Source organism: Pseudoduganella sp. R-32 (assembly GCF_049913245.1).
GTDB lineage: Bacteria > Pseudomonadota > Gammaproteobacteria > Burkholderiales > Burkholderiaceae_D > Rugamonas.
In genome coordinates, this window is record NZ_CP183987.1 from 4,347,509 (window position 1) to 4,368,121 (window position 20,613).

Below are 20,613 nucleotides of genomic sequence, written 5' to 3' on the forward strand. Positions count from 1 at the left end.
GGCACCATGGACCTGCTGCGCAAGCTGCGCTTCGCACGCCGCCTGGCGATCCTGGTGGGGATCTTCGCCGGCGGCTTCCTGCTGTACGGATTCTGGTCGTTCCGCACCCTGGACCAATTGCGCGTCAACGGCCCGCTGTACGGCGACGTGGTGCAGGGCAAGGACCTGATTGCGGATGTGCTGCCGCCGCCGCTGTACATCATTGAATCGTTCCTCGTCGCGCAGCAATTGGCAGCTGCCGGCAGCCAGGTCGAGCGCGAACAGCTGGCGCAGCGCCTGCGCACCCTGCACGCGCAACAGGTGGCGCGCGTCCATTACTGGCAGGGCCAGGCCCTGGACGGCAGCCTGGCCGAATCGCTCAAGCAGGCCAACATCCAGGCCACGGCGTTTTACAACGAAGCGTTCGGCCAGCTGGTGCCCGCGCTGGAGCTGGGCGACCGGCCGCGCGCCGGCCATGCGCTGGCCAAGATGCAGCGCCATTACGAGCAGCACCGGCAAGTGGTGGACGACCTGGTGAACCTGGCGGCAAGCCGCGCACGCTTTACCGAAGGCCAGGCAGCCGAACGCATCCGCTTCGACAGCACGCTGCTGCTGGCCATCCTGGCCGCTTCGCTGGCGCTTGCCATCGGCATGGCATGGCTGGTCAGCCGCAGCATCACGCAACCGCTGGCGCAGGCGCTGGCGATTGCGCAGCGTGTGCGCGGCGGCGACCTGGCATCGCCCGCCCCGCCGCCCTTCCCCGACGAAGCGGGCGAGCTGCTCTCGTCCCTGCACGCGCTGCAGGCGAGCCTGGCCGCGTCCGCCGCTGCGCGCAGCGAGTCCGAGCGCAAGCTGCGTTGCACGCGCCAGCTGCTGGACCGCCTGTTGAACAGCGCCGACATGCTGGTGCTGGGGCTGGGGCATGAGGGCGAAGTACTGATCTTCAACGAAACGGCGGTCCAGGTCACAGGCTGCAGCCGCGACAGCGTGCTGGGACGCGTCTGGCGCGACCTGCCGCTGCTGCCCATGTCGGCCGTGTCGCAATGGCCGGAAGGCGGGCACCCCGAACAGTTCCGCGCCATGCCGGCCGGCCACGAGCATCTGCTGCAGACGGCGTCGGGCGATGAGCGCCGCATCGCCTGGCACCACAGCGCCCTGGAGGAAGGCGAGATCGCCCTGCTCAGCTTCGGTATCGACGTCACGGAACTGCGCCAGGCCGAGCGGGCCATCGCCGCGGCCCACGAGGCAAGCGACCACGCCCATCGCAGCAAGGGCGCCTTCCTGGCCAATATGGGCCACGAGATCCGCACGCCGCTCAATGCCATCATCGGCCTGACGGAACTGGCCTTGCGCGGGCCGCTCGACGCGCGCCAGCGCGGCTACCTCGAACAGGTCGACGGCGCTGCCGCCAGCCTGATGGCGATGTTCAACGATATCCTCGATTTCTCGCGCATCGAGGCCGGCAATTTCCACATGGAAGAATGCGTCTTCAGCGCGCGCCGCGCGGCCGAACAGGCTTGCGCGGAATGGCAGGCTGCGGCGCAAGCCAAAGGCCTGCTGCTCGAATGCAGCGTGGAGGCGGCGCTGCCGGAAGAACTGGTAGGCGACGCGGCCCGCCTGCAGCAGCTGCTGCAGCATTTGCTGGCGCATTCGGTCAAATTCACGGAGCGGGGCAAGGTGCAGTTGCTGCTGCGGCGAGAAGACGCCGGCGCCGAAGATGGCACGGTACTGCGCTGGGAAGTACGCGACACCGGCGCGGCGCGCGACGCCGCAGTCCAGCTCTACGAGCCGGTGGGGCCGGGCGATTCGGCAGCAGGACTGGGCCTTTCGGTGGCGCGCCAGCTGGCAGCCATGATGGGCGGCCACCTGCTGCTGGAAAGCGATCCGGCCGAAGGCAACCGCTTTGTCTTCACCGCCCTGTTCCGCCATGCGCTGCCGGGCGCAGTCGCTTGCGTTGAAGCGCAGGCGGCTGCGCAAGCGGCATTTCCTGCGCTGAGCGCCCTCGGCGCCGACATGGCCGGCGCCCTGGCGCGCCTGCATGGCAACCACGCGCAACTGCGCAAGATGCTGGGCCAGTTCCTGCAGGGCCAGGCCGCCCTGCACGTGGCCGTTGGCGATGCCGTGGCCCTGGGCGACCGCCAGCGCGCGCAGCGCATGGTGCACACGCTGGCCGCGCTGTCGGCGCAGCTGGGCATGGAGGCCCTGCGCCAGGCCGCGGCAGGCGTGCTCGGGGCGCTGCGCGCCGGCGGCGGCGCGGCGCCGGAACTGGCGGCGCTTGCGCCGGCCCTGGACGCGGTGCTGCAGGCGATCCACGCCGACCTGCAGACAGGCGGCGAATCAGGCGAGCAGGCTGCGTAGGCCGCTGGTGCGTTCGGTACGGCGCCGGATCGCATCGGGCAGCACGCCCGAATTGGGCGTCAGCAGCGTAAAGCGCTGGCGGGCGCGCGTGATGCCGGTGTACACAAGTTCGCGCGCCAGTACGCTGGGCGCTTCGCGCGGCAGCACCAGCACCGTGTGGCTGAATTCCGAACCCTGCGATTTGTGCACCGTCATGGCGAAAGCCGTTTCCACATTGCGCAGGCGGGTCGCGAGCACGCTGCGCACCTGGCCGCCCTCCGAGAAATACACGCGCAAGGAACCGGAGCGCCCGGGGTCGGGCAACGCCAGCCCGATATCGCCGTTGTACACGCCCGTGGCGTAGTCGTTGCGCGTGACCATGACCGGGCGTCCTACATACCAGTCGCCGCGCCGCTTCAGCAAGTCAAGCTGTTCAAGGCGTTGCGCAATGCTGTCGTTCAGGCCCGAGACGCCCCATTCGCCCTCGCGCACGGCGCACAGCAGGCGGAAACCTTCGAATTCAGCCAGCACGCCGGCGGCCCAGGCATCATGGCCGGCAGCGCCGGGGCCCTGCCCGACCATCTGCAGGAAAGGCCGGTAGCCTTCGACTGCCAGGCGCAGCATGTCCTCCTGCTGCGCCGCTTCGTTCCAGTGCAGTTGTCCCCCGCTGTCGGCGCGCAGCACGGCGCGGGCCGCGTCGGCATCGCCGTGATTGACGGCATTGGCCAACTGGCCGATCGGGCCGCCGAAACGGCGGCTCTGGCGCAGCATGACGGTCTGCTGCGCCAGGGCGCCGGCATTGCCGAGGAATTCCGGCGGGATGGCCTGGCCCGATGCCGCTACCACAAAGGCCGCCGTGGCGGCGTCGTAGCCACCGGCCTGCGCATCATGGCACAGGTCGCCCAGCACCGAACCCGCTTCCACCGATGCCAACTGGTCCTTGTCGCCCAGCAGGACCAGGCGCGCGCCGCCGGGCAAGGCATCGAGCAGGGCTGCCATCATTTCCAGGTGCACCATCGACGCCTCATCGACGATCAGCACGTCCACGTCGAGCGGATTGCCGGCATTGTGGCGGAAGGCCCGCGTCTCCGGACGGGCACCGAGCAGGGAATGCAGGGTGCGGGCGCCGCCCATGCGCTGCGCCAGCTCACGCAGCGGCAATGCGCCGCCAAGGCTTTGCTCCAGGTCGCCCAGCGCGCCGTCAATGGCCTGCTTCAGGCGCGCGGCAGCCTTGCCGGTTGGCGCCGCGAGCGCCACGCGCAGCTGGTCGGCATGGACGCCTTCAACCGCAAACAGCAAGGCAAGCAGGCGCGCCACCGTATACGTCTTGCCGGTGCCGGGACCGCCGGTGATGACTGCCAGGCCGCCGCGCGTAGCGACCGCGCAGGCGATCTTCTGCCAGTCGGCCCCGCCCTCGCGCGTGGCGTGCGTGAACAGCCGGTCCAGCCATTCGCGCACCAGGGAGGGTGGCGGCCCCCCTTTATCCGTGCCGGTGCGGGCGCGCACGGCATCTGCCACCGTGTTCTCGTCCGACCAGTAGCGGCGCAGGTACAGCCGGCCGCCAGCAAGCACCAGCGGCTGGCCCCTTTCCACGCCGCCCGGCCAGGCCAGCACTTGCGGGCAGGCCTGCAGGAATTCGTGCCAGCCCGCCAGCCCTTGCGGCAGTTCGCCGGCCTCCTCGCACAGGCTTTGCCAGTCGTCTTCGCCCCAGCCCAGCATGGGCGAGGGATCGGCGGCCAGCGCCGCCAGTTGCAGGCAACTGTGGCCGCGTCCTTCGAGCTCGGACAGCAGCAGGCAGGCCAACGCCAGCGGCCGGCCCGATGCGGGACTGCCGTCCGGCGCAAGCGCCGTCACAAAGCGCGCAAACACAGGACCCAGGCGGCGCAGCATGCCGCCTTCGGCCAGCATGTCGGCATGTTCGTAAAAACTCATCGGCAAAGCCCGTCCAGTCCGTCCAGCAGCTGCGCATCGGGCGGCAGCAGGTAGCACCCGCGCGTCTGCTCGTTGCCGACCCCGCGCAGGAAGTAGAAGATCGCGCCGCCCAGTTGCGCGGCCGGGTCGTAGGACTCGCCCAGGCGCGTGCGCAGCAACCGGTGCAGGGCCAGCATGTAGATGGCGCCCTGCACGTCGTAGCGGTGCGCCGCCATGCCGTGCGCCAGCGCAGCCTTGTGATAGGCGGCATCGCCGCCGCCCAGTGCGTTCGATTTGTAGTCCAGCACCCAGTACCGGCCCTGGCATTCGAAAACCAGGTCGCAGAAGCCTTTCAGCATGCCGTGCAGCTCGCGCTGCGGCAAGCCGGGACGGGCAATGCCGTCCAGCAGGTGCTGGCGGCACAGGCGATCCAGCTGCGCTGTATCCAGACGCTCGCTCGGGAACCAGAATTCCATTTCCGGCAGCAGTTGCCCGATCGCGTCCAGCGCGCTGCCCAGCGGCGGCAGTTCGGTGGTGACGATCACCTTCAGCCATTCCAGGGTATCGGCTTCACGATGGCCCCAGCCGGCGCGCTTGATCTGGCGCGCGGCGCGTTCCGTATAGTGCTCCTGGTGGATCGACGCAAAGCCGTCGCGCGCCAGCGTTTCCAGCTGGTCGTGCAGGAAGTTGCCGGGCACCGAGCCGCGCGGGAAGCGGTGCCAGGCCGTATCCTCGATGCGCAGCGCTGCGCCCTCTTCCTCGCCTTCCAGCAGCGTTTCCTGCGCGGCGTGCATGGGTGCAGGCAACGGCTCGCTGCCGCTGCGCCTTGCCAGGGAGGTGAAGCTGCCGACCGACCAGTCGCGTTCAAAATCGCCCTGGTACGCCAGCGGCGCTTCCAGCGGCGGACGCTCGACCGCGCGCGCCAGGCGCGTCACCGGCACGGCGGGCTCCAGCAGGGCGATGGAAATGGCATCGCAATCGCCGCGCAACTGCTGCCAGCTTTCCAGCAACTGGCCGGCAGGCAGCGGCTCGCCGCCGGTCAGCAGGTAGCCAAGCGCCGAATCGTGCAGGGTATTTTCGTCCTTCTTGCGCGCCGGCAGTGCGGCCACGCCAAGCCACAGGAAATGCCGGGCGCGCGTCAGCGCGACATACAGCAGGCGCAGGTCTTCCTCGATGCGGGCCGCTTCGGCTGCCAGCTGGCCTTCTTCGGACAGGTGCATGTCAAGACGGCGCTCGCCGTCGGCATCGGTGTATTCGAAGAAGGTGCGGTTGCGCTTGTCCACCTTGCGCACCGTGACGGCGAACGGCAGGTAGACCAGCGGGTATTCCAGGCCCTTTGACTTGTGCACGGTAACCACCTTGACCAGCTCCGCGTCCGACTCCAGCCGCAGCACGCGTTCATCGCCGCCGTCCGTCTCGTCGTCGATCTGCTCCGCCAGCCAGCGTATCAGCGCCTGTTCGCCTTCCAGCTGCCGGCTGGCCTGCTGCAGCAGCTCGGCCAGGTGCAGCAGGTTGGTCAGGCTGCGTTCGCCGCCGGGCCGCGCCAGCAGCTGCGCAGGCAGGCCAAGGTCGTGGATGAAGCGGCGCAGCATGGCCAGCACGCCCTGGCGCTGCCAGACCACGTGCAACTCCTTGAGCTGTTCGACGCGGCGCTCCCAGGCCAGTTCGTCGGCCGAAAACCGGGCCAGTTCTGCCAGCGGCAGGTTGGCGGTGCGGGTGGCAAACGCGGTGCGCGCCAGTTGGCCATCGAGCGGGTTGGCGACTGCCGAGAGCCAGCGCAGCATGTCCGCAGCTTCGTCGCTGGAGAGCACCGAGTCCTTGTCGGACAGGTACACGCTTGGCACCAGCCGGCGTTGCAGCGAACGGCGCACGGCAGCCGCTTCACGGCGCTCGCGCACCAGGACGGCGATGTCGGCCGGTTGCAGGCGCCTGAAGCCCTCGCCGCCCTGGAAGCCGGTAGCCGGGTCGTTGAGCAGGCAGGCGATATGCTCGGCGCACTGCTCCGCGAAGTACTCGCGATAGGCGTCGGCGCCCAGCTGCTCCATGGTGCAGCCGGCCGTCAACGCCTGGATGTCGCCGGCCGGGCCCACCAGCCGCTCCGCGCGGCCGCGCGCGCCCACCGCCTCGAACGGCAGCGGATTGCCCTTGTCGGTGCGGAAGCGGAACGCCCCGCGCGCAAACCCGCCCTGCCCGGCCACGCCTTCCGCGTGCAGGAAGACCTGGTTGACCGCAGCCACGATCTGCGCCGTGGAGCGGAAGTTGGTGCCAAGCTGGTAATGACGGCCCTGCGTGGCACGGCGCGCATCGAGGTAGCTGTGGATGTCGGCGCCGCGAAAGCCGTAGATCGACTGTTTCGGATCGCCGATCAGGAACAGGCCGAGATCGGGGTCGTTGGCGGCGACCTGGTACAGCAGGTTGAAAATGCGGTACTGGCTGGGCGCCGTGTCCTGGAACTCGTCGACCATGGCCACCGGGAACTGGTTGACGATACGCTGGCGCAGCGCCTCGCCATTGGCGCCTTCCAGCGCACCGCGCAGGCGCTCCAGCATGTCGGCAAAGCCGAACAGCCTTTGCTGGCGTTTCAATTCCTCCATGCGCGCGGCAATCGTCGCAGCTGCATGGCGGAGTACGTGGTGGCGCAGCGGCTCGATGGCATCGAGGGCGCGGCGCAGCGGCGCGATCCCTTCGAAGTCCGCCGGAATGTCGGGCGCGAAGCCCTTGGCGCAAGCGTCGGCCATGCCGGCCGGGGTCAGGCGGAACCACGGCGTGGCGTTCATGTCCGGTTCGGCCAGCGCAGGATCGTTGGCCCAGTCGCGCAGGGCCGCGAACCATTTGGCGACATTGTCGGCGCGCAGCTTGGTGCCGTTGAAGCACTTCGGATTGGCCTCGCGCTGGGATGCGATCCAGCTTTCCATGCGCGCTGCCCGCTCGGCCCAGCCTTGCTTCAGCGCCGCCAGCGCGGCCTGCTGCTCGCCCTGCACGCGGCCGATCATGGCGCCCAGCGGCTCCCGGCCTGCCAGCCCTGCGGCATCAGGCCGGCGCGCCAGGTCGCGCACGCTGCGGCCGAGCGCGGACACGTCGCGGCAGGCGGAAAGCAGCACACGCAAAGCCTGTTCGCCCAGCGGGTACACCTGCTGGCGCCAGTAATCATGCACCGCGTCTTCATACAGCGCCGCCTCGTCGCTGAGCAACTCTTCGTCGAACAGGTTGCCGCTGTCGAAAGCGTGCTCGCGCAGCATGCGCTGGCACCAGGCATCGATGGTGAAGATTGACGCCTCGTCCATCGTTTCGGCTGCCAGCTGCAGGCGATAGGCTGCCTGCTGGCGCGCGGCATGGTCGGGCAATGCTTCCAGCAGCGCGTCCAGGTAGGAATCGGGTGTCTGCGGCGTTTCAGCCCGGAAGTACGCTGCCGCTTCCACCAGGCGTTCGCGCACCCGGTTGGACAGTTCGCGGGTGGCCGCGCGGGTGAACGTCATGACCAGGATTTCGTTCGGCATCAGCGGCCGGCGATAGCCGTTCGCGCCGCCATGCCCCAGCACCAGGCGCACGTACAGGGCGGCGATGGTCCAGGTCTTGCCGGTGCCGGCGCTGGCTTCGATCAGGCGCGACCCATGCAGCGGGAAGTCGAGCGGATTCAGGGCGATGCTCATGCCTCGCCCTCCCCGTCGCCCTCGATCGGCTGCACCGCAACCGATTGCGCCAGCCAGTCCGCCAGCGGCTGGTATAGCGCTCGGCTGGTGTCCGCAAAGCCGGGGTCTCCCGCCAGGGCGGCAAAGTCCGGCCACAGGCGGGCCAGGCACGGGTCCTCGTTCTCGCCTGACAGCTCGAAGCCGCCGTCGTAGACGCTGCGCGGATCGCCCTCCATCACCAGCGCGAGCCCGGTCTTGCAGGCTGCGGGCAATGGCTGGTCCATTCCCTCCCGCCACAATTCGGCAATGCGCGCCAGGACCGCAAGCGCAGCCTGCGGCTCAAGCGGCGCCATGATCACGATCGCATCACGCGCAACCAGGAAGCCGGTCACCGGATGGCCCTGCGCGGCTGCGGCCAGCTGGCGCAGCCACATCGGGATCAGCTTTTCACCGCGCGGCGCGCCGGATTTATCGCACACGCGCGACGACATCTGCATCAGCCATACCGTGGCGCCCTCGGCCCGGTGCAACTGGTCGATCCAGTCTTCCAGCTCCAGGCCAGCGACTTTAAGGTGGACGGCCAGTTTGGGCGCATCTTCGCTGTATGTGCCGCGCAGCGACAGCCAGGCCGTCCGCACAGGCACCAGTTCTTCGACCAGCTCGTCCAGCACCCGGTCGCCGATCAAGCCGATCGGCAGCACGCCCTGGCGCCGCAGGCGCTGGCCGCGTTCGCGCAAGGTGGCGCGCACCTCTTCAATCGGCTCCATTTCGCCGCCGTCCGCCAGCATCGCATCTTCCAGGTTGTAGCGTTCAAGGCCGTCCAGCTGGAACGGTTCCTCATCCTCGCCAATCATCGCCGATTCGGCAAAGTAGACGCCCAGGCGCTGGCGGAAGAAATGCCGCACCGGCTGGCGCAGGAAGGCTGCCAGCGTGGAAAGCCACAGCCGGAACCCCTCTTCCACCTCGTAGGGCGGCAACGCCACGGGCGCCGCAGGCGCATCGCCGGCGTCATGCGCCGCGCGCCATTCACCGGCAAAGGTCAGCAAGCCGCCGCGCTCGAAGTAGGCGCGGCTGAAAGGCTGCAGCGCATGCAAGGTGGTGCGCGCGGCGAGATCCAGGCCCCAGCCGGCATGCAGGTAATCGCGCAACTGCGCCACCAGCACCGAAGGCGGCTGTTCGCTGTTGTCGCGCACATTGCGTCCGACCCAGCTCACGTACAGCTTGTCGCGCGCGGCCAGCACGGCTTCCAGCATCAGGTAGCGGTCGTCGTCGCGGCGCGAACGGTCGCCGGGACGCGCCATGCCGGGCAAGGCCAGCAGGTCGAAGTCGGCGCGGCTGGCGCGGCGCGGGAAGTCGCCGTCGTTCATGCCCAGCAGGCAGACCACGCGAAACGGCACGGCGCGCATCGGCATCAGGGTGCAGAAGGTGACGCCGCCCGACACGAACTGGTGTTCCAGCGACGGTTCGTCAAGGCCGCCCATCCACGCTTCGCGCAGGGTTGCCAGCGGCACTTCCTCGTCGAAACCGGCGTCCTCGCAAGTCTCCAGCCACTTATCCAGCGCATCGTCCAGGCGCGCCAGCGTCAGGCGGTCGCTTTCGTCGCGGTCGCTGAAGAAGCCTGCCAGCAGCAGGCGCGCCTGCTCGGCCCAATCGGCAGGCCGGCGCGCCACGTCCAGCCGTTCGCGCCAGGCCAGCAAGGCCTCGATCAATTGCGCCAGCGAACCGGCCAGGGCGGCGTCCAGCCCGCCAACTTCCGAATACGGTTCGACGCCGGCATAGGCCGAGCCCTTGCCTGCCGCATAGCCCAGCAGCATGCGGCGCACGCCGAACATCCAGGCATTCTGCTCGCCTGCCGGCGCCAGGCCCAAGCCCGCACGATGGCCTGCATCCAGGCCCCAACGCACGCCGGCGCCTTCGATCCACTGGCCCAGGGTCGGCAAGTCGTCTTCGGACAGGCCGAAACGGCGCGCCAGGGCCGGCACATCCAGCAGGTCGCGCACCTCGCTCTGGCGGCAGCGCTGCTGCGGCAGCCGCAGCAGCCACTCCAGCGCCACCAGCAGCGGATTGACGCTGCGGTCGTTGACGTCGCCGATTTCGTGCGGGATATAGCGCGGGTCATGGCGGCGGTGCTGGCCGAACACGGCGCGGATCGAGGCGGTAAAGACATCGATATCCGGCACCATCACCACCACGTCGCGCGGCCGCAGCGAGGGATCGGCGGCAAACATGGCCAGCAACTGGTCATGCAGGATTTCGACTTCGCGCTGCACGCTGTGCGCCACGTGGAATTCGATGGAGCGGTCGCTGTCCTCGGGCGCAACGCGCGGATGCTCGGCCAGCGGCAGCATGTCGCGCACCGCCGCCTGTACCTGCGCCAGCAGCGTCCCGCCTGCTTCATCCCCGAACAGGTCCACGCGCAGCTTGTCGTCGCGCCCTTCCAGGTCGCTGGCGGTGCCGAATTCGTCCAGCATGCGGATATAGTCGCGCCCCTGCCGCCCCCAGCTCGCCAGCAGCGGATGGCTGTGCGCGTGCAGCGCTTCCAGCGGCACAGCCGACAAGTCGATGTCCTTGCGCGCAGCGTGGCGGTGGCGCGCGGCGCGCAGCAAGTCGCGGCCTTCGATGATGTCGCCCCAGTAGTAGCGGCAGGGATTGGGGACCGCGATCACCACCTGGGTGAAGCGCGCCAGCGAAGCCATGGCCTGCAAAGTCTGGTACGGCAACGCCGATACGCCGAACAGCACGATGCGGCGCGGCAGCCGGCCCAGCGGCGTATCGCCGCGTTGCACAGCATCGACGAAGGCTGCATGGACGCTGGCGCGTCCGAGGCCGCGCCCTTCTTCCGGCACGCTGGCTGCGACGGCACGCCATAACTCGGCCTGCCAGCGCTGGTCGGCCGCCAGCGGCACAGCCTCGCCGCGCGCGTTGCGCAGCTGGTCGCGGCCCGCAGCCCAGTCCTCCAGCCAGTCAGCCCGGTACACCTGGTACTGGTCGAACAGGTCGGCCAGGCGTTCGGCCAGCTGCAGGCGGCGCTCCGGGTCGCCGTCGCGCAGGAAATGGCGCAACGGCACAAAGGCATCCCGCACCAGCAACTGCGGCAGCAGGCGCATCAGGCGCCAGGTCAAGGGACCTTTATCGAAAGCGGAAATCGGCGGCACGCGCGCATGTCCCAGCATGCCCCGATAGATTTCCCACAGCAGCCGCGCCGGCAGCGCAACGCGGGTGGCGCCGCACAGGCCCGTTTCCTCAGCCAGGGCAATCTTCAGCCATTCGGCCACGCCGTTCGACTGCACCAGGAAAATCTCCTGCTCCAGCGGCGCCAGCGGATGGTCGCGCAACCACTGGAACACGGCGCTGCGCAGCTCTTCCAGCTGGTTGCCGTGCAAAATCAGGAGTCCGGGTTGGATGCTTTGGGCCATGTAAAAGCAGCGAAATAGCGTGGAACGCCATTATCGCCGCAAAGTCGGCTATCCGGGAATATTGGCGTTCATTTCCTGGGCAATATGCTCGCGCAGGCGATCCAGCAAAGGCTGCATCTGGCTGACGATGGCGCGGGCACGGTCGATGCCGTCGGCCGGCACCATTTTTTCCAGCGCCAGGCACAGGTCCGCAAAACTCATGGCGCCCACCGCCCGCGCGGAAGACTTGATGCGGTGGCCCAGCTCCGACAAGCGCACGATATCGCCCGCCTCCAGCGCAACCTGCACTTCGCGCAAGCCTTCCTGCGCCGAGTCGATGAACATATTGGCGTACTTGCGCATCTTTTCAGGCTTGTTGCCGAAAGTCTGGGCCAGGGCGCGCAGGTCGAACAGCTCCGATTCGCCGCCATTGCCAGGCTCCTGCTCGGCGGCAGGTTCAGGCACCGGCGCAGGCGCAGGCGCCGGCTGCGGCTGCGGCTGGCCAGGCGTCGTGGTGCTGCGCACCTGCGCCATGCGCCCTTCGGCTGCGCGCTGGCTCATCCACTTGGACAGCACCGAGAACAGCAGGGTCGGCGCAATCGGCTTGGTGACGAATTCGTCCATGCCGGCAGCCAGGCAGCGCGCCTGGTCCTCGCGGCCCGCGTTGGCCGTCATGGCGATGATCAGGGTGCCGGACAGCTTGGGATGGGCGCGGATGATGCGGGTGGCCTCGTAACCGTCCATCACCGGCATCTGCACGTCCATCAGCACGCAGTCGAAGTGCTCTTTCAACAGCAGGTCGATGGCTTCCTTGCCGTTGTTGGCCACCACCACCGTGGCGCCGGCGTCCTCCAGCAGCTCCTGCCCGACCTGCTGGCTGAAGATGTTGTCTTCGACCAGCAGGATCGAGGCGCCGTGGATGGGCGCCAGCATGTCCGGCTGCAGCGCGTTGGAGTCGGTGGCCTGCAGCAGGTGCGTCCCCTTCTGCAGCTTGGCCGTGAACCAGAAGGTCGAACCCTTGCCTGGCTCGCTTTCCACGCCCACCGTGCCGTCCATCAGCTCCGCCAGCTGCTTGCTGATCACCAGGCCCAGGCCGGTGCCGCCGTACTTGCGGGTAGTCGACGTGTCGCCCTGGTGGAAGGACTGGAACAGGCTCGAGACCTGGGCCGGCGTCATGCCGATGCCGTTGTCCTGCACTTCGAAGCGCACTACGGTGTAGTTGTCGCGGTCCTCGACCGGCCGCGCGCGGATGTAGATCTTGCTGTTTTCAGAGAACTTGATGGCATTGCTGGTGAAGTTCAACAGCACCTGCTCCAGGCGCAGCGGGTCGCCGCGCAACTGGTGCGACAGTCCCGGCCAGATCTCGAACACCAGCTCCAGGCCTTTGCGGCTGGCCGCCTCGCCCAGCTGGCCCGAGATATTGGTCAGCAGGGACTCCAGCGCAAAGTCCAGCACTTCCAGGTCCAGTTTGCCGGCTTCGATCTTGGAGAAGTCGAGGATGTCGTTGATGATGCCCAGCAGGTGCTGGCCGGAGTGGTAAATCTTTTGCAGGTAATCCTTCTGCTTCGGATTGGTGGCGCCCTTCAAGGCCAGGTGCGCCATGCCGATCACGGAATTCATCGGCGTGCGGATCTCGTGGCTCATATTGGACAGGAAATCGCTCTTGGCCTGGTTGGCCGCGCGCGCCTGTTCTTTCAGCATATGCAATTCGGTGACGTCGGTGGACAGCGCAATCACCACCGTCACATCCTTCTCCAGCCGCACCGGAGCCTTCACCGTCCACAGGTGGTGCACCACGCCGTGGCGGTCGGTGTAGCTCGCCTCGCCCGAGCGTTTCTGGCGATCGGTCAGCACCACGTGATCCTCCTGCCAGGCGTCGTCGGCCTCGCGCTTGCGCATGACTTCGATATCCAGGCGGCCGATGATGTCCTCGACCGGCAAGCCGATCACCTCCGCCATCTTGGCGTTGACGTAGACATAGCGGCGGTCCTGGTCCTTCATGTAGACGTGCGCCTCGACGTTATCGAGCACGCTATCCAGCAGGCGGCGCTGCTCCAGCGCATTGCGGCGCTGCGAATACATGGTGAACAGGTAGCCGTAGACCAGCAGCGTTCCGGAAAAACCCGTGACCAGGGCCAGGTAGGGTATCCAGCGGTCGAAGCCGACGATCATCGCATCCTTGCGCGCGTAGAACTGGGCTTTCCACAGGCTGCCGTTGAAATCGATCGGCAACACGGAAATGAAATAGTCGCCGGGATCGCCCGGCAATGCAGCAGGCTTGTCGATCGAACCGTTATCGTTGAACAGCAGCCGGTCATCAGGTTCGATGGTGAGGTTGCGTTTTTCGGGATCGGTGGAAGCGTCCGAGTACAGGATCATGTGCACCTGGCGGTCCGCCATCTCGTCGATCGCCCCCTGGATCAGCTTGGAAACCGAAAAGCCGATGCCGACCGTGCCGATGAAATTGGCGCGGCGGCTGCTCACATCATCCACCGGCATGCCGCGCTTGTAGACGGGCAGGCGCATGCCCAGCCCGATATGGGGTACCGGCTGCTTGAGCAGCACCGGCTGGCCCGACGCGCTGATCTCGCCCGTGTCGCGCGACAGCTGCATGGCACGGTCGATGGCTGGATTGGCAATGATGTCGACGCCAAACTTTTCCATCATCAGGCCCATCGGCTCCAGGTAAGTCAGCGGCGCATACTGTTCCCGCTTGCCCGGCGGCTTGATGTCGAATTTCGGATAACCGCCGGGCGTCAGGCTGGTATCGGCCCGCACCGCAGCGACGAAGGCCTCGCGCTCCGCATGTGGCACGTTCGGCGCATAGTTGATGGCCTCGAGTGCCGGGTAGTGCTTGCCGATGTTCAGGGTCGTCACGTACTGCCGGAATTGCAGCCGGGTGACATGGTCGGTGGTCTGGAACAGCGCCACCAGGCCGCGCACCACGTCCGAATAGGCCTTCACGCGCGCCGAAATACTGTACTGGGTGGCGCGGTTCAGATTGTCAAAGCGCAGCTGCGCCTCATCCTCCACCGTATGGGAAGTGATGGCATACAAGGTCGCGCCAACGGCGGATGCCAGCGACAGGCCGAGCAACCATAGGAGGGCCCGCCCGCCGCCCAGGCCACGCCACCTCCGCCTCATCCATTGAGAAAAGTCTTGCATTTGAGCAGCATACTATTAAAGCAGCCCTGAACGGAACCAATTCAACTCCCCCTGGTCCAAAGCTCGACAGGAGGGCTCATCATGAAAAATGGATTCCACATCTTACCGGCATCCCGGGCTTGCCGGAATTTCCTAGCCTGCATGCATTTTGCCGGCCTTGGCCTTGCCGCCCCCGCCAGCGCCGCTCCGCCCCGTGCGCAGGCTCAGCCACCCGCGCCAGTATTGGAACACCGCGAATTCGATGCCATGCTGGAGGCCGCCTTCCGGCCCGCCGCACCGGGCGCGAGCCGGACTTTCATAGTGCACTTTACACTTCCCGGTGCAAATGCGGCGCGCAACGTGAACTGGACGTTGGCGCTGTACCGGCCCGGCGGCGGCCTGGTCCGGCAGTGGCGCGGACGCCACGTCTTGCGTGGAGATAGTGGCCGGGCCACGGTGAACTGGCGCGCGCCGGCCGCCCTCCCCGCCGGCATTTACACGCTGCGACTGCAGGCCGGCCCGATCCGCCAGCAGCGCCCGATCGCAATTGGCCGGCCGGCGCCGTTGCAGGCCGCCACGGCGGCGGCAATGGACAGCGCCGGGCCGCCGCATTTCGACGGCCTGGCCTTCGACATCGTCTATGGAAACCTGCACAGCCAGACCAACCATAGCGACGGCGGCGGCGATCCCGCCAGCTGCCGCGGCGCCCAGGCGCCCCGCACAGGCGCGTTCGGCCCCGAAGACGCCTACCACTTCGCCCGGCAGCACGGCCTGCAATTCCTGCTCACGTCGGAACACAATCATATGTACGATGGCAGCGAAGGCAGCGATCCCGATGCCGACCCGCTGGCCGCCCGCCAGCTGTACCGTATCGGCATCGCCAGCGCCGAACAGTACAGCGCCCGGCACCCGGGATTTGTCGCGATGTACGGCATGGAATGGGGCGTCATCAGCGGCGGCGGCCACCTCAATATCCTGAACAGTCCTGCACTGCTGGGCTGGGAGCGCAGCGCCAGCGGCCAACCCTTTGCCGACGTGGTCACGCCAAAGAACGATTACGCCGCCTTGTACACGCTGATGAAGCAGCAAGGCTGGCTCGGCCAGTTCAACCACCCGGGTGCCGGCCAGTTCCCGATCAAGGGCAAAGCGCTGGCCTTCAGCGAAGATGGCGGCGCCGTCATGGCCCTGTGCGAAGTCATGAACAGCAACGCTTTCTCGAAACGCCTCGACGAAGGAGAACCACGCCACAGCTTCTACGAAGAAGCCTGCGGCAAGTTGCTGGAAGCCGGCTACCGCCTTGCGTTCAGCAGCGACCAGGACAACCATTGCGCCAACTGGGGCGCCTCGTACAGCAATCGCACCGGCATCCTGCTTCCCGCCGGTACGATGCCGAGCGTCGACGCGCTGCTCGAGGCCATCCGCGCCCGCCGTGTGTTCGCGACGATGGACAAGCAGGCCGCCATCGCCCTGACTGCCAACGACAACATGATGGGCAGCCAGATGGACAACAGTGGCCCGCTCGCACTGCAAGTGCGTTACGCCAGCACGGCCGGACGCAGCGTCGCGGCGCTCGAGATCCTGGAGGGCGTGCCGGGCCGTCGTGGCGCGGTCCAGCCCCTGCCCGGCGTGAGCGCCATGCTGCACAACTTTACACCGCTACCCGGCCCACACTTCTACTACGCCCGCATCACGCAGGACGACGGCAAGCAGCTGTGGTCAGCTCCGGTCTGGGTCAATCAACGCTGATACGGACCGGATTGATCTCGCGCGCCAGCATCTGCCGCACCATCTCCGCCTCCTTGCGGGCGGCGGCCGGCACCTGCTGGCGGCGCTCGCACTCAGCCAGCAGGTGCTGCGCCCCCTGCGAATCCAGTGCTGCCCCATCGGGCGACAGGCGCAGCAAACCATAGCGCACCGCTACCTTGCACAAGCCAGCGCCGTCCTGCACCGCCAGCAATTGCGCCGGCTCGATGGCGCGCGCAGCCCCCACATCCGCCGGCGCGCACGCTCCACCGAGACGGAAGTTCAATGCTTCCAGCATCGGCGCCGCCGGCAGCAAAGCCTGCGCCTCCTCGACCGAGTACGGCCCCGCCGCACCGCATGCAGACAGCACCCGCCCGATTGCACGCGGCTCGCCCAGTTTCGCCGCCGCCCGCGTCCAGCGGATTGCTTCAGCCGGCTGGCGCTTGTCGAAATATTCCACCAGGGCCGCCATCGCGGCCCGGTCGCCCTGATCGGCTGCCGCCTGCGACTGCGCCAGGCAATAGTGGCTGAATTGGGACGGCGGCTGCTGCGCACACGGCACGCTGCCGCGCTCCTTTAACCGCAGGTAGTACCAGCCGCCGCCCGCCACAGTTGCCAAGACCATCACAGCGGCCAGCGCCAGGGCCATCGTTTTGCGTTCAATCTTCATTCCCGGCATTCTACGTGCGCCTGCCCCGCGCACCAATGCGTTACACTTAGCGAAAATAAACAAGGAGTTAAAAAATGCGTTGGGAAGGTAACCGGGAAAGCGATAACGTCGAAGATCACCGTGGCGATGGCGGCGGAGGCGGCGGCTTCGGTTTCGGCGGCCGATCGATCGGTATCGGCACAATCGTCGTTGCGCTGATAGGCGGCTGGGTGTTGGGCGTCAACCCCATGACCATCCTTGGCCTGTTGAGCGGCGGCGGTGGCCCGGCCCAGGTAAGCCAGCAGCAGCAACATCGCCCGCGTACCGAAGCCAACGACCGCGAATACAAATTGATGAAGGTCGTGCTGGCCGACACGGAAGACGTCTGGACGGACCTGTTCCGCCGCAACGGCGGCACCTACCAGATGCCCAAGATGAAGGTCTTCACCGGCGCGATCCAGACCGCCTGCGGCACCGGACGCTCGGCCACCGGGCCCTTCTACTGCCCGGGCGACCAGGACATCTACATCGACCTCGACTTCTTCCGCCTGCTGGAGCAGCGCTTCCGCGCCCCTGGCGAATTCGCGCAGGCCTACGTCGTGGCACACGAAGTCGGCCACCACGTACAGAACCTGATGGGCCTGAGCGACAAGGTGCATAACGCCCAGCGCAATGCCTCCGAACGCCAGGCCAATGCCCTGTCGGTGCGGCTGGAACTGCAGGCCGACTGCTTCGCCGGCGTCTGGGCCTACCACGCCAACCGCGCGCGCAGCATCATCGAAAAAGGCGACGTGGAAGCAGCGCTGAACGCCGCCACCGCCATCGGCGACGACGCGCTGCAAAAGCAGGCAGGCGGCGAAGTGATGCCTGACTCCTTCACCCACGGCAGCTCGGCACAGCGCGTGCGCTGGTTCAACCGCGGCATCGAATCGGGCGAAATCGCCCAGTGCAATACCTTTGAAGCCCGCCAGCTCTGATTATTGCGCCAGGTTGCCGACCAGGGGCGTCCGGTAATCCAGGTCTTTTTCTTCGAACCGCAGGACGCCCCTCGGCAAGTCGGCATGAATGAAGACTTCGCTGTACTGGGCTTCCGAACCATCGCCCTGGAAGAAGAACTTCATCCTGGTCGGGGCAGTGTGCATCAGCGCCGGGTCGCTGCCCAGGCCCACCACTTCAGCCTCGACGCTCGCTTTTGCCTGCCGGCCGGCTGCATCCAGTCCATACAGCCGCGCCAGCGCAGCAACAAACCGGTCGGTATCGCCGCCCGTGCTTACAAAGCGACCGCTCCCCCAATACACCCACTGCTCCGAGCCATCGAGCTGCCTGGCCTCCCAGTTCGGGTGGAACTCGACGGCAAAGCCGAGCGGCTGCCCATCCAGGCTGCCCAGCACCACTACGCAACGCGTTCCATCCTTGAGCTGTTCAACTTTTTGTACCGGAAACTCAAAGTCGACAAACCCTTCCTCCTGCACGACCTTGACCTCTGGCGCGGCGGCGTGTGACGCAACCGCGGGCACTCCCTGGGCAGCAGTGACAATGGACTTCTTCAATTCGGTCTCCAGAAAAAAACGATTAGTGTAGAGTAATCGGATTCCAAGAAACAGGAGCAGCAATGCCTTCGTATCGAAAAATGGCGTCTGGAGTAGTACTGGGGCTGGCGGCTGCCGGCGGCGCGCACGCGCAGAAAGCAGATCCCTACCTTTGGCTGGAAGACGTCGGCGGCGACAAGGCGCTGGCCTGGGTCAAGGAGCAAAATGCCGTCGCCCTGAACGAACTGCAGGCGCAGCCCGATTATCCCGGCATCCACGAACGCCTGAAGACCATCCTCAATTCCAAAGAGCGCATCCCCTACGTCACCAAACACGGCGGCTACTACTACAACTTCTGGCGCGACGCACAGCACACGCGCGGCATCTGGCGCCGCACCACGCTGGAGCAATATCAGAAGGCCGAGCCGCAATGGGAGACCGTGCTCGACATCGACAAGCTGGCCGCCGATGAAAACGAAAACTGGGTATGGCACGGCGTCTCCTGCCTGTACCCGAAAGGCGAACAATGCCTGGTGCAGCTATCGCGCGGCGGCGGCGATGCACACGTGGTGCGCGAATTCGACGTTGCCACGCGCCGCTTCGTGAGAGAAGGTTTCAACCTGCCCGAAGCGAAAAGCGATATCGGCTGGATCGACGCCGACACCATCTTCGTCTCGACCGACTTCGGCGAAGGCAGCATGACCACTTCCGGCTACCCGCGCATCGTCAAGGAATGGAAGCGCGGCACCCCGCTGGAAACCGCGCTCACGCTGTATGAAGCCAAGACGGAAGACCTTGGCGTTGGCGCCTACAAGGACTTCACCCCCGGCCATAGCTACCAGTTCATCAACCGCCAGATCGGCTTTTACGCCAGCGAACTATATGTGCGCGAGGGCGGCAAACTGGTCAAGATCGACAAGCCGGAAGACGCCAACGCCTACACTGTGCGCGACCAGTTGATCATCGACTTGCGCTCCGACTGGACCGTCAACGGCGCCACCTACAAGCAAGGCTCGCTGCTGGCGGCCGACTTCAAGCGCTTCATGGCCGGCGAACGGCGGTTTGAAGTCCTGTTCACGCCCACGCCAAGCAGCTCGCTCGACGGCGTTTCCGCCACCCGTTCGGCCATGCTGCTCAACGTGCTCGATAACGTAAAAAACCGCCTGATCGAAATGCGCCACGTGGACGGCAAATGGCAACGGCGCGAGGTCGACGCACCAGCTTTTGGCACGCTGGCGGTGCAGGCGCTCGACCCGATCGAATCGGACCAATACTTCCTGACGGTGACGGACTTCCTGACCCCGACCACGATGCACCTGGCCCACGCCGGCAACGACGAACGGACTTCGCTGAAGTCCCTGCCCGCCTACTTCGACGCCAAGCCCTACACAGTGCAGCAGCACATGGCCATATCGAAGGACGGCACCAAGGTGCCGTATTTCGTCCTGATGAACAAGAAGGCCAGGCTGAACGGAAAGAATCCCACGGTCATGTACGGCTACGGCGGCTTTGAAGTATCGATGAAGCCCTTCTACAGCGGCACCACCGGCGAAGCATGGCTCAAGCAAGGCGGTGCTTACGTGCTGGCCAACATCCGCGGCGGCGGTGAATTCGGCCCGCGCTGGCACCAGGCCGCGCTGAAGGAACACCGCCAGCGCGCCTTCGACGACTTCATCGCCGTCGCACAAGACGTCATCAAGCGCAAGATCAGCAGCCCGCGCCACCTCGGCATCATGGGCGGCAGCAATGGCGGCCTGCTGGTCGGCGCCGCGCTGACCCAGCGCCCCGACCTGTTCAACGCCGTCGTCTGCCAGGTGCCGCTGCTGGACATGCAGCGTTACAGCAAGCTGCTGGCCGGCGCCTCCTGGATGGGTGAATATGGCGACCCCGACGACCCGGCGCAGTGGGCCTATATCAGCCAATACTCCCCGTACCAGAACGTATTCAAGGACAAGCACTATCCGCGCGTCCTGTTCACCACCTCCACCCGCGACGACCGTGTCCATCCCGGCCACGCGCGCAAGATGGTGGCCAAGATGAAAGACCAGGGTCACGACGTGCTGTACTGGGAAAACACCGAAGGCGGCCACGCCGGCGCCGCCAACAACGACCAGCAAGCCCAGATGTGGGCATTGACCTATGCCTTCCTCCTCAAGCAGTTGAAATAAATTCGGGGTCAGGTCTGTCATTTGGACAGTCGCTACACACCTTTGATCAATATCAAAACACCCGCCTCGAAATGTCCGCTGGCGGGTGTTCTTCACTCTATTGCGCCATCGCAATTATGGGTAATGGAA

The 20,613-nt window shown here is 66.6% G+C and carries 10 protein-coding genes; 4 read left to right on the forward strand and 6 right to left on the reverse strand.

What is annotated here, in order from left to right:
* Positions 1 to 6: 6 nt before the first annotated feature.
* Positions 7 to 2,337, forward strand: a complete 2,331-nt coding sequence (locus ACN9MU_RS19725) for a histidine kinase dimerization/phospho-acceptor domain-containing protein (protein WP_426335973.1) — start codon at positions 7 to 9, stop codon at positions 2,335 to 2,337.
* On the opposite strand, the gene recD is transcribed toward ACN9MU_RS19725, so the two are convergent.
* Genes recD through ACN9MU_RS19745 form a run of 4 tightly spaced genes read right to left on the reverse strand, consistent with a single transcriptional unit; the run spans position 2,317 to position 14,416 of the window.
* A complete protein-coding gene (gene recD, locus ACN9MU_RS19730; protein WP_426335974.1) occupies positions 2,317 to 4,248 on the reverse strand; it encodes an exodeoxyribonuclease V subunit alpha in 1,932 nt (643 codons plus the stop codon). The genes ACN9MU_RS19725 and recD overlap by 21 nt on opposite strands.
* Positions 4,245 to 7,877: an exodeoxyribonuclease V subunit beta gene (recB, locus tag ACN9MU_RS19735; RefSeq protein ID WP_426335975.1), complete on the reverse strand. Its 3,633-nt coding sequence runs from the start codon at positions 7,875 to 7,877 to the stop codon at positions 4,245 to 4,247. The genes recD and recB overlap by 4 nt, the downstream gene beginning before the upstream one ends.
* The gene (recC, locus tag ACN9MU_RS19740) at positions 7,874 to 11,272 is read right to left on the reverse strand and encodes an exodeoxyribonuclease V subunit gamma (protein ID WP_426343329.1); all 3,399 of its coding nucleotides are present in this window, start codon (positions 11,270 to 11,272) and stop codon (positions 7,874 to 7,876) included. Before recC ends, recB begins: the two co-directional genes overlap by 4 nt.
* A gap of 48 nt (positions 11,273 to 11,320) precedes the next feature.
* Positions 11,321 to 14,416, reverse strand: a complete 3,096-nt coding sequence (locus ACN9MU_RS19745) for a CHASE domain-containing protein (protein WP_426335977.1) — start codon at positions 14,414 to 14,416, stop codon at positions 11,321 to 11,323.
* Between the two features lie 222 nt (positions 14,417 to 14,638).
* Between ACN9MU_RS19745 and ACN9MU_RS19750 the strand changes: the two genes are divergently transcribed.
* Entirely contained in the window at positions 14,639 to 16,141 is a 1,503-nt protein-coding gene (locus ACN9MU_RS19750) for a CehA/McbA family metallohydrolase (protein WP_426162110.1), read from the forward strand.
* Here ACN9MU_RS19750 and ACN9MU_RS19755 read toward each other — a convergent pair.
* On the reverse strand, positions 16,128 to 16,808 hold the full coding sequence (locus ACN9MU_RS19755; RefSeq protein WP_426162111.1) for a hypothetical protein: 681 nt from the start codon (positions 16,806 to 16,808) through the stop codon (positions 16,128 to 16,130). The genes ACN9MU_RS19750 and ACN9MU_RS19755 overlap by 14 nt on opposite strands.
* 74 nt (positions 16,809 to 16,882) lie before the next feature.
* Between ACN9MU_RS19755 and ypfJ the strand changes: the two genes are divergently transcribed.
* Complete coding sequence (ypfJ, locus tag ACN9MU_RS19760; protein ID WP_426162112.1) at positions 16,883 to 17,764, forward strand: KPN_02809 family neutral zinc metallopeptidase; 882 nt, start codon at positions 16,883 to 16,885, stop codon at positions 17,762 to 17,764.
* Here the strand turns inward: ypfJ and ACN9MU_RS19765 are convergent, their stop codons facing one another.
* Positions 17,765 to 18,337 (reverse strand): hypothetical protein, encoded by a 573-nt coding sequence (locus ACN9MU_RS19765; RefSeq protein ID WP_426162113.1) that lies wholly within the window; start codon positions 18,335 to 18,337, stop codon positions 17,765 to 17,767.
* 62 nt (positions 18,338 to 18,399) lie between these two features.
* Here ACN9MU_RS19765 and ACN9MU_RS19770 point away from each other — a divergent pair, with 62 nt between their 5' ends.
* Positions 18,400 to 20,484: a prolyl oligopeptidase family serine peptidase gene (locus ACN9MU_RS19770; protein ID WP_426318329.1), complete on the forward strand. Its 2,085-nt coding sequence runs from the start codon at positions 18,400 to 18,402 to the stop codon at positions 20,482 to 20,484.
* The last annotated feature ends 129 nt before the right edge of the window (positions 20,485 to 20,613 follow it).

Excerpts from the sequence above, each read along its gene's own strand:
- ACN9MU_RS19725 (WP_426335973.1), top strand. The coding sequence starts at position 7 with ATGGACCTGCTGCGCAAGCTGCGCTTCGCACGCCGCCTGGCGATCCTG.
- recD (WP_426335974.1), bottom strand. The coding sequence starts at position 4,248 with ATGAGTTTTTACGAACATGCCGACATGCTGGCCGAAGGCGGCATGCTG.
- recB (WP_426335975.1), bottom strand. The coding sequence starts at position 7,877 with ATGAGCATCGCCCTGAATCCGCTCGACTTCCCGCTGCATGGGTCGCGC.
- recC (WP_426343329.1), bottom strand. The coding sequence starts at position 11,272 with ATGGCCCAAAGCATCCAACCCGGACTCCTGATTTTGCACGGCAACCAG.
- ACN9MU_RS19745 (WP_426335977.1), bottom strand. The coding sequence starts at position 14,416 with ATGCAAGACTTTTCTCAATGGATGAGGCGGAGGTGGCGTGGCCTGGGC.
- ACN9MU_RS19755 (WP_426162111.1), bottom strand. The coding sequence starts at position 16,808 with ATGAAGATTGAACGCAAAACGATGGCCCTGGCGCTGGCCGCTGTGATG.
- ypfJ (WP_426162112.1), top strand. The coding sequence starts at position 16,883 with ATGCGTTGGGAAGGTAACCGGGAAAGCGATAACGTCGAAGATCACCGT.
- ACN9MU_RS19770 (WP_426318329.1), top strand. The coding sequence starts at position 18,400 with ATGCCTTCGTATCGAAAAATGGCGTCTGGAGTAGTACTGGGGCTGGCG.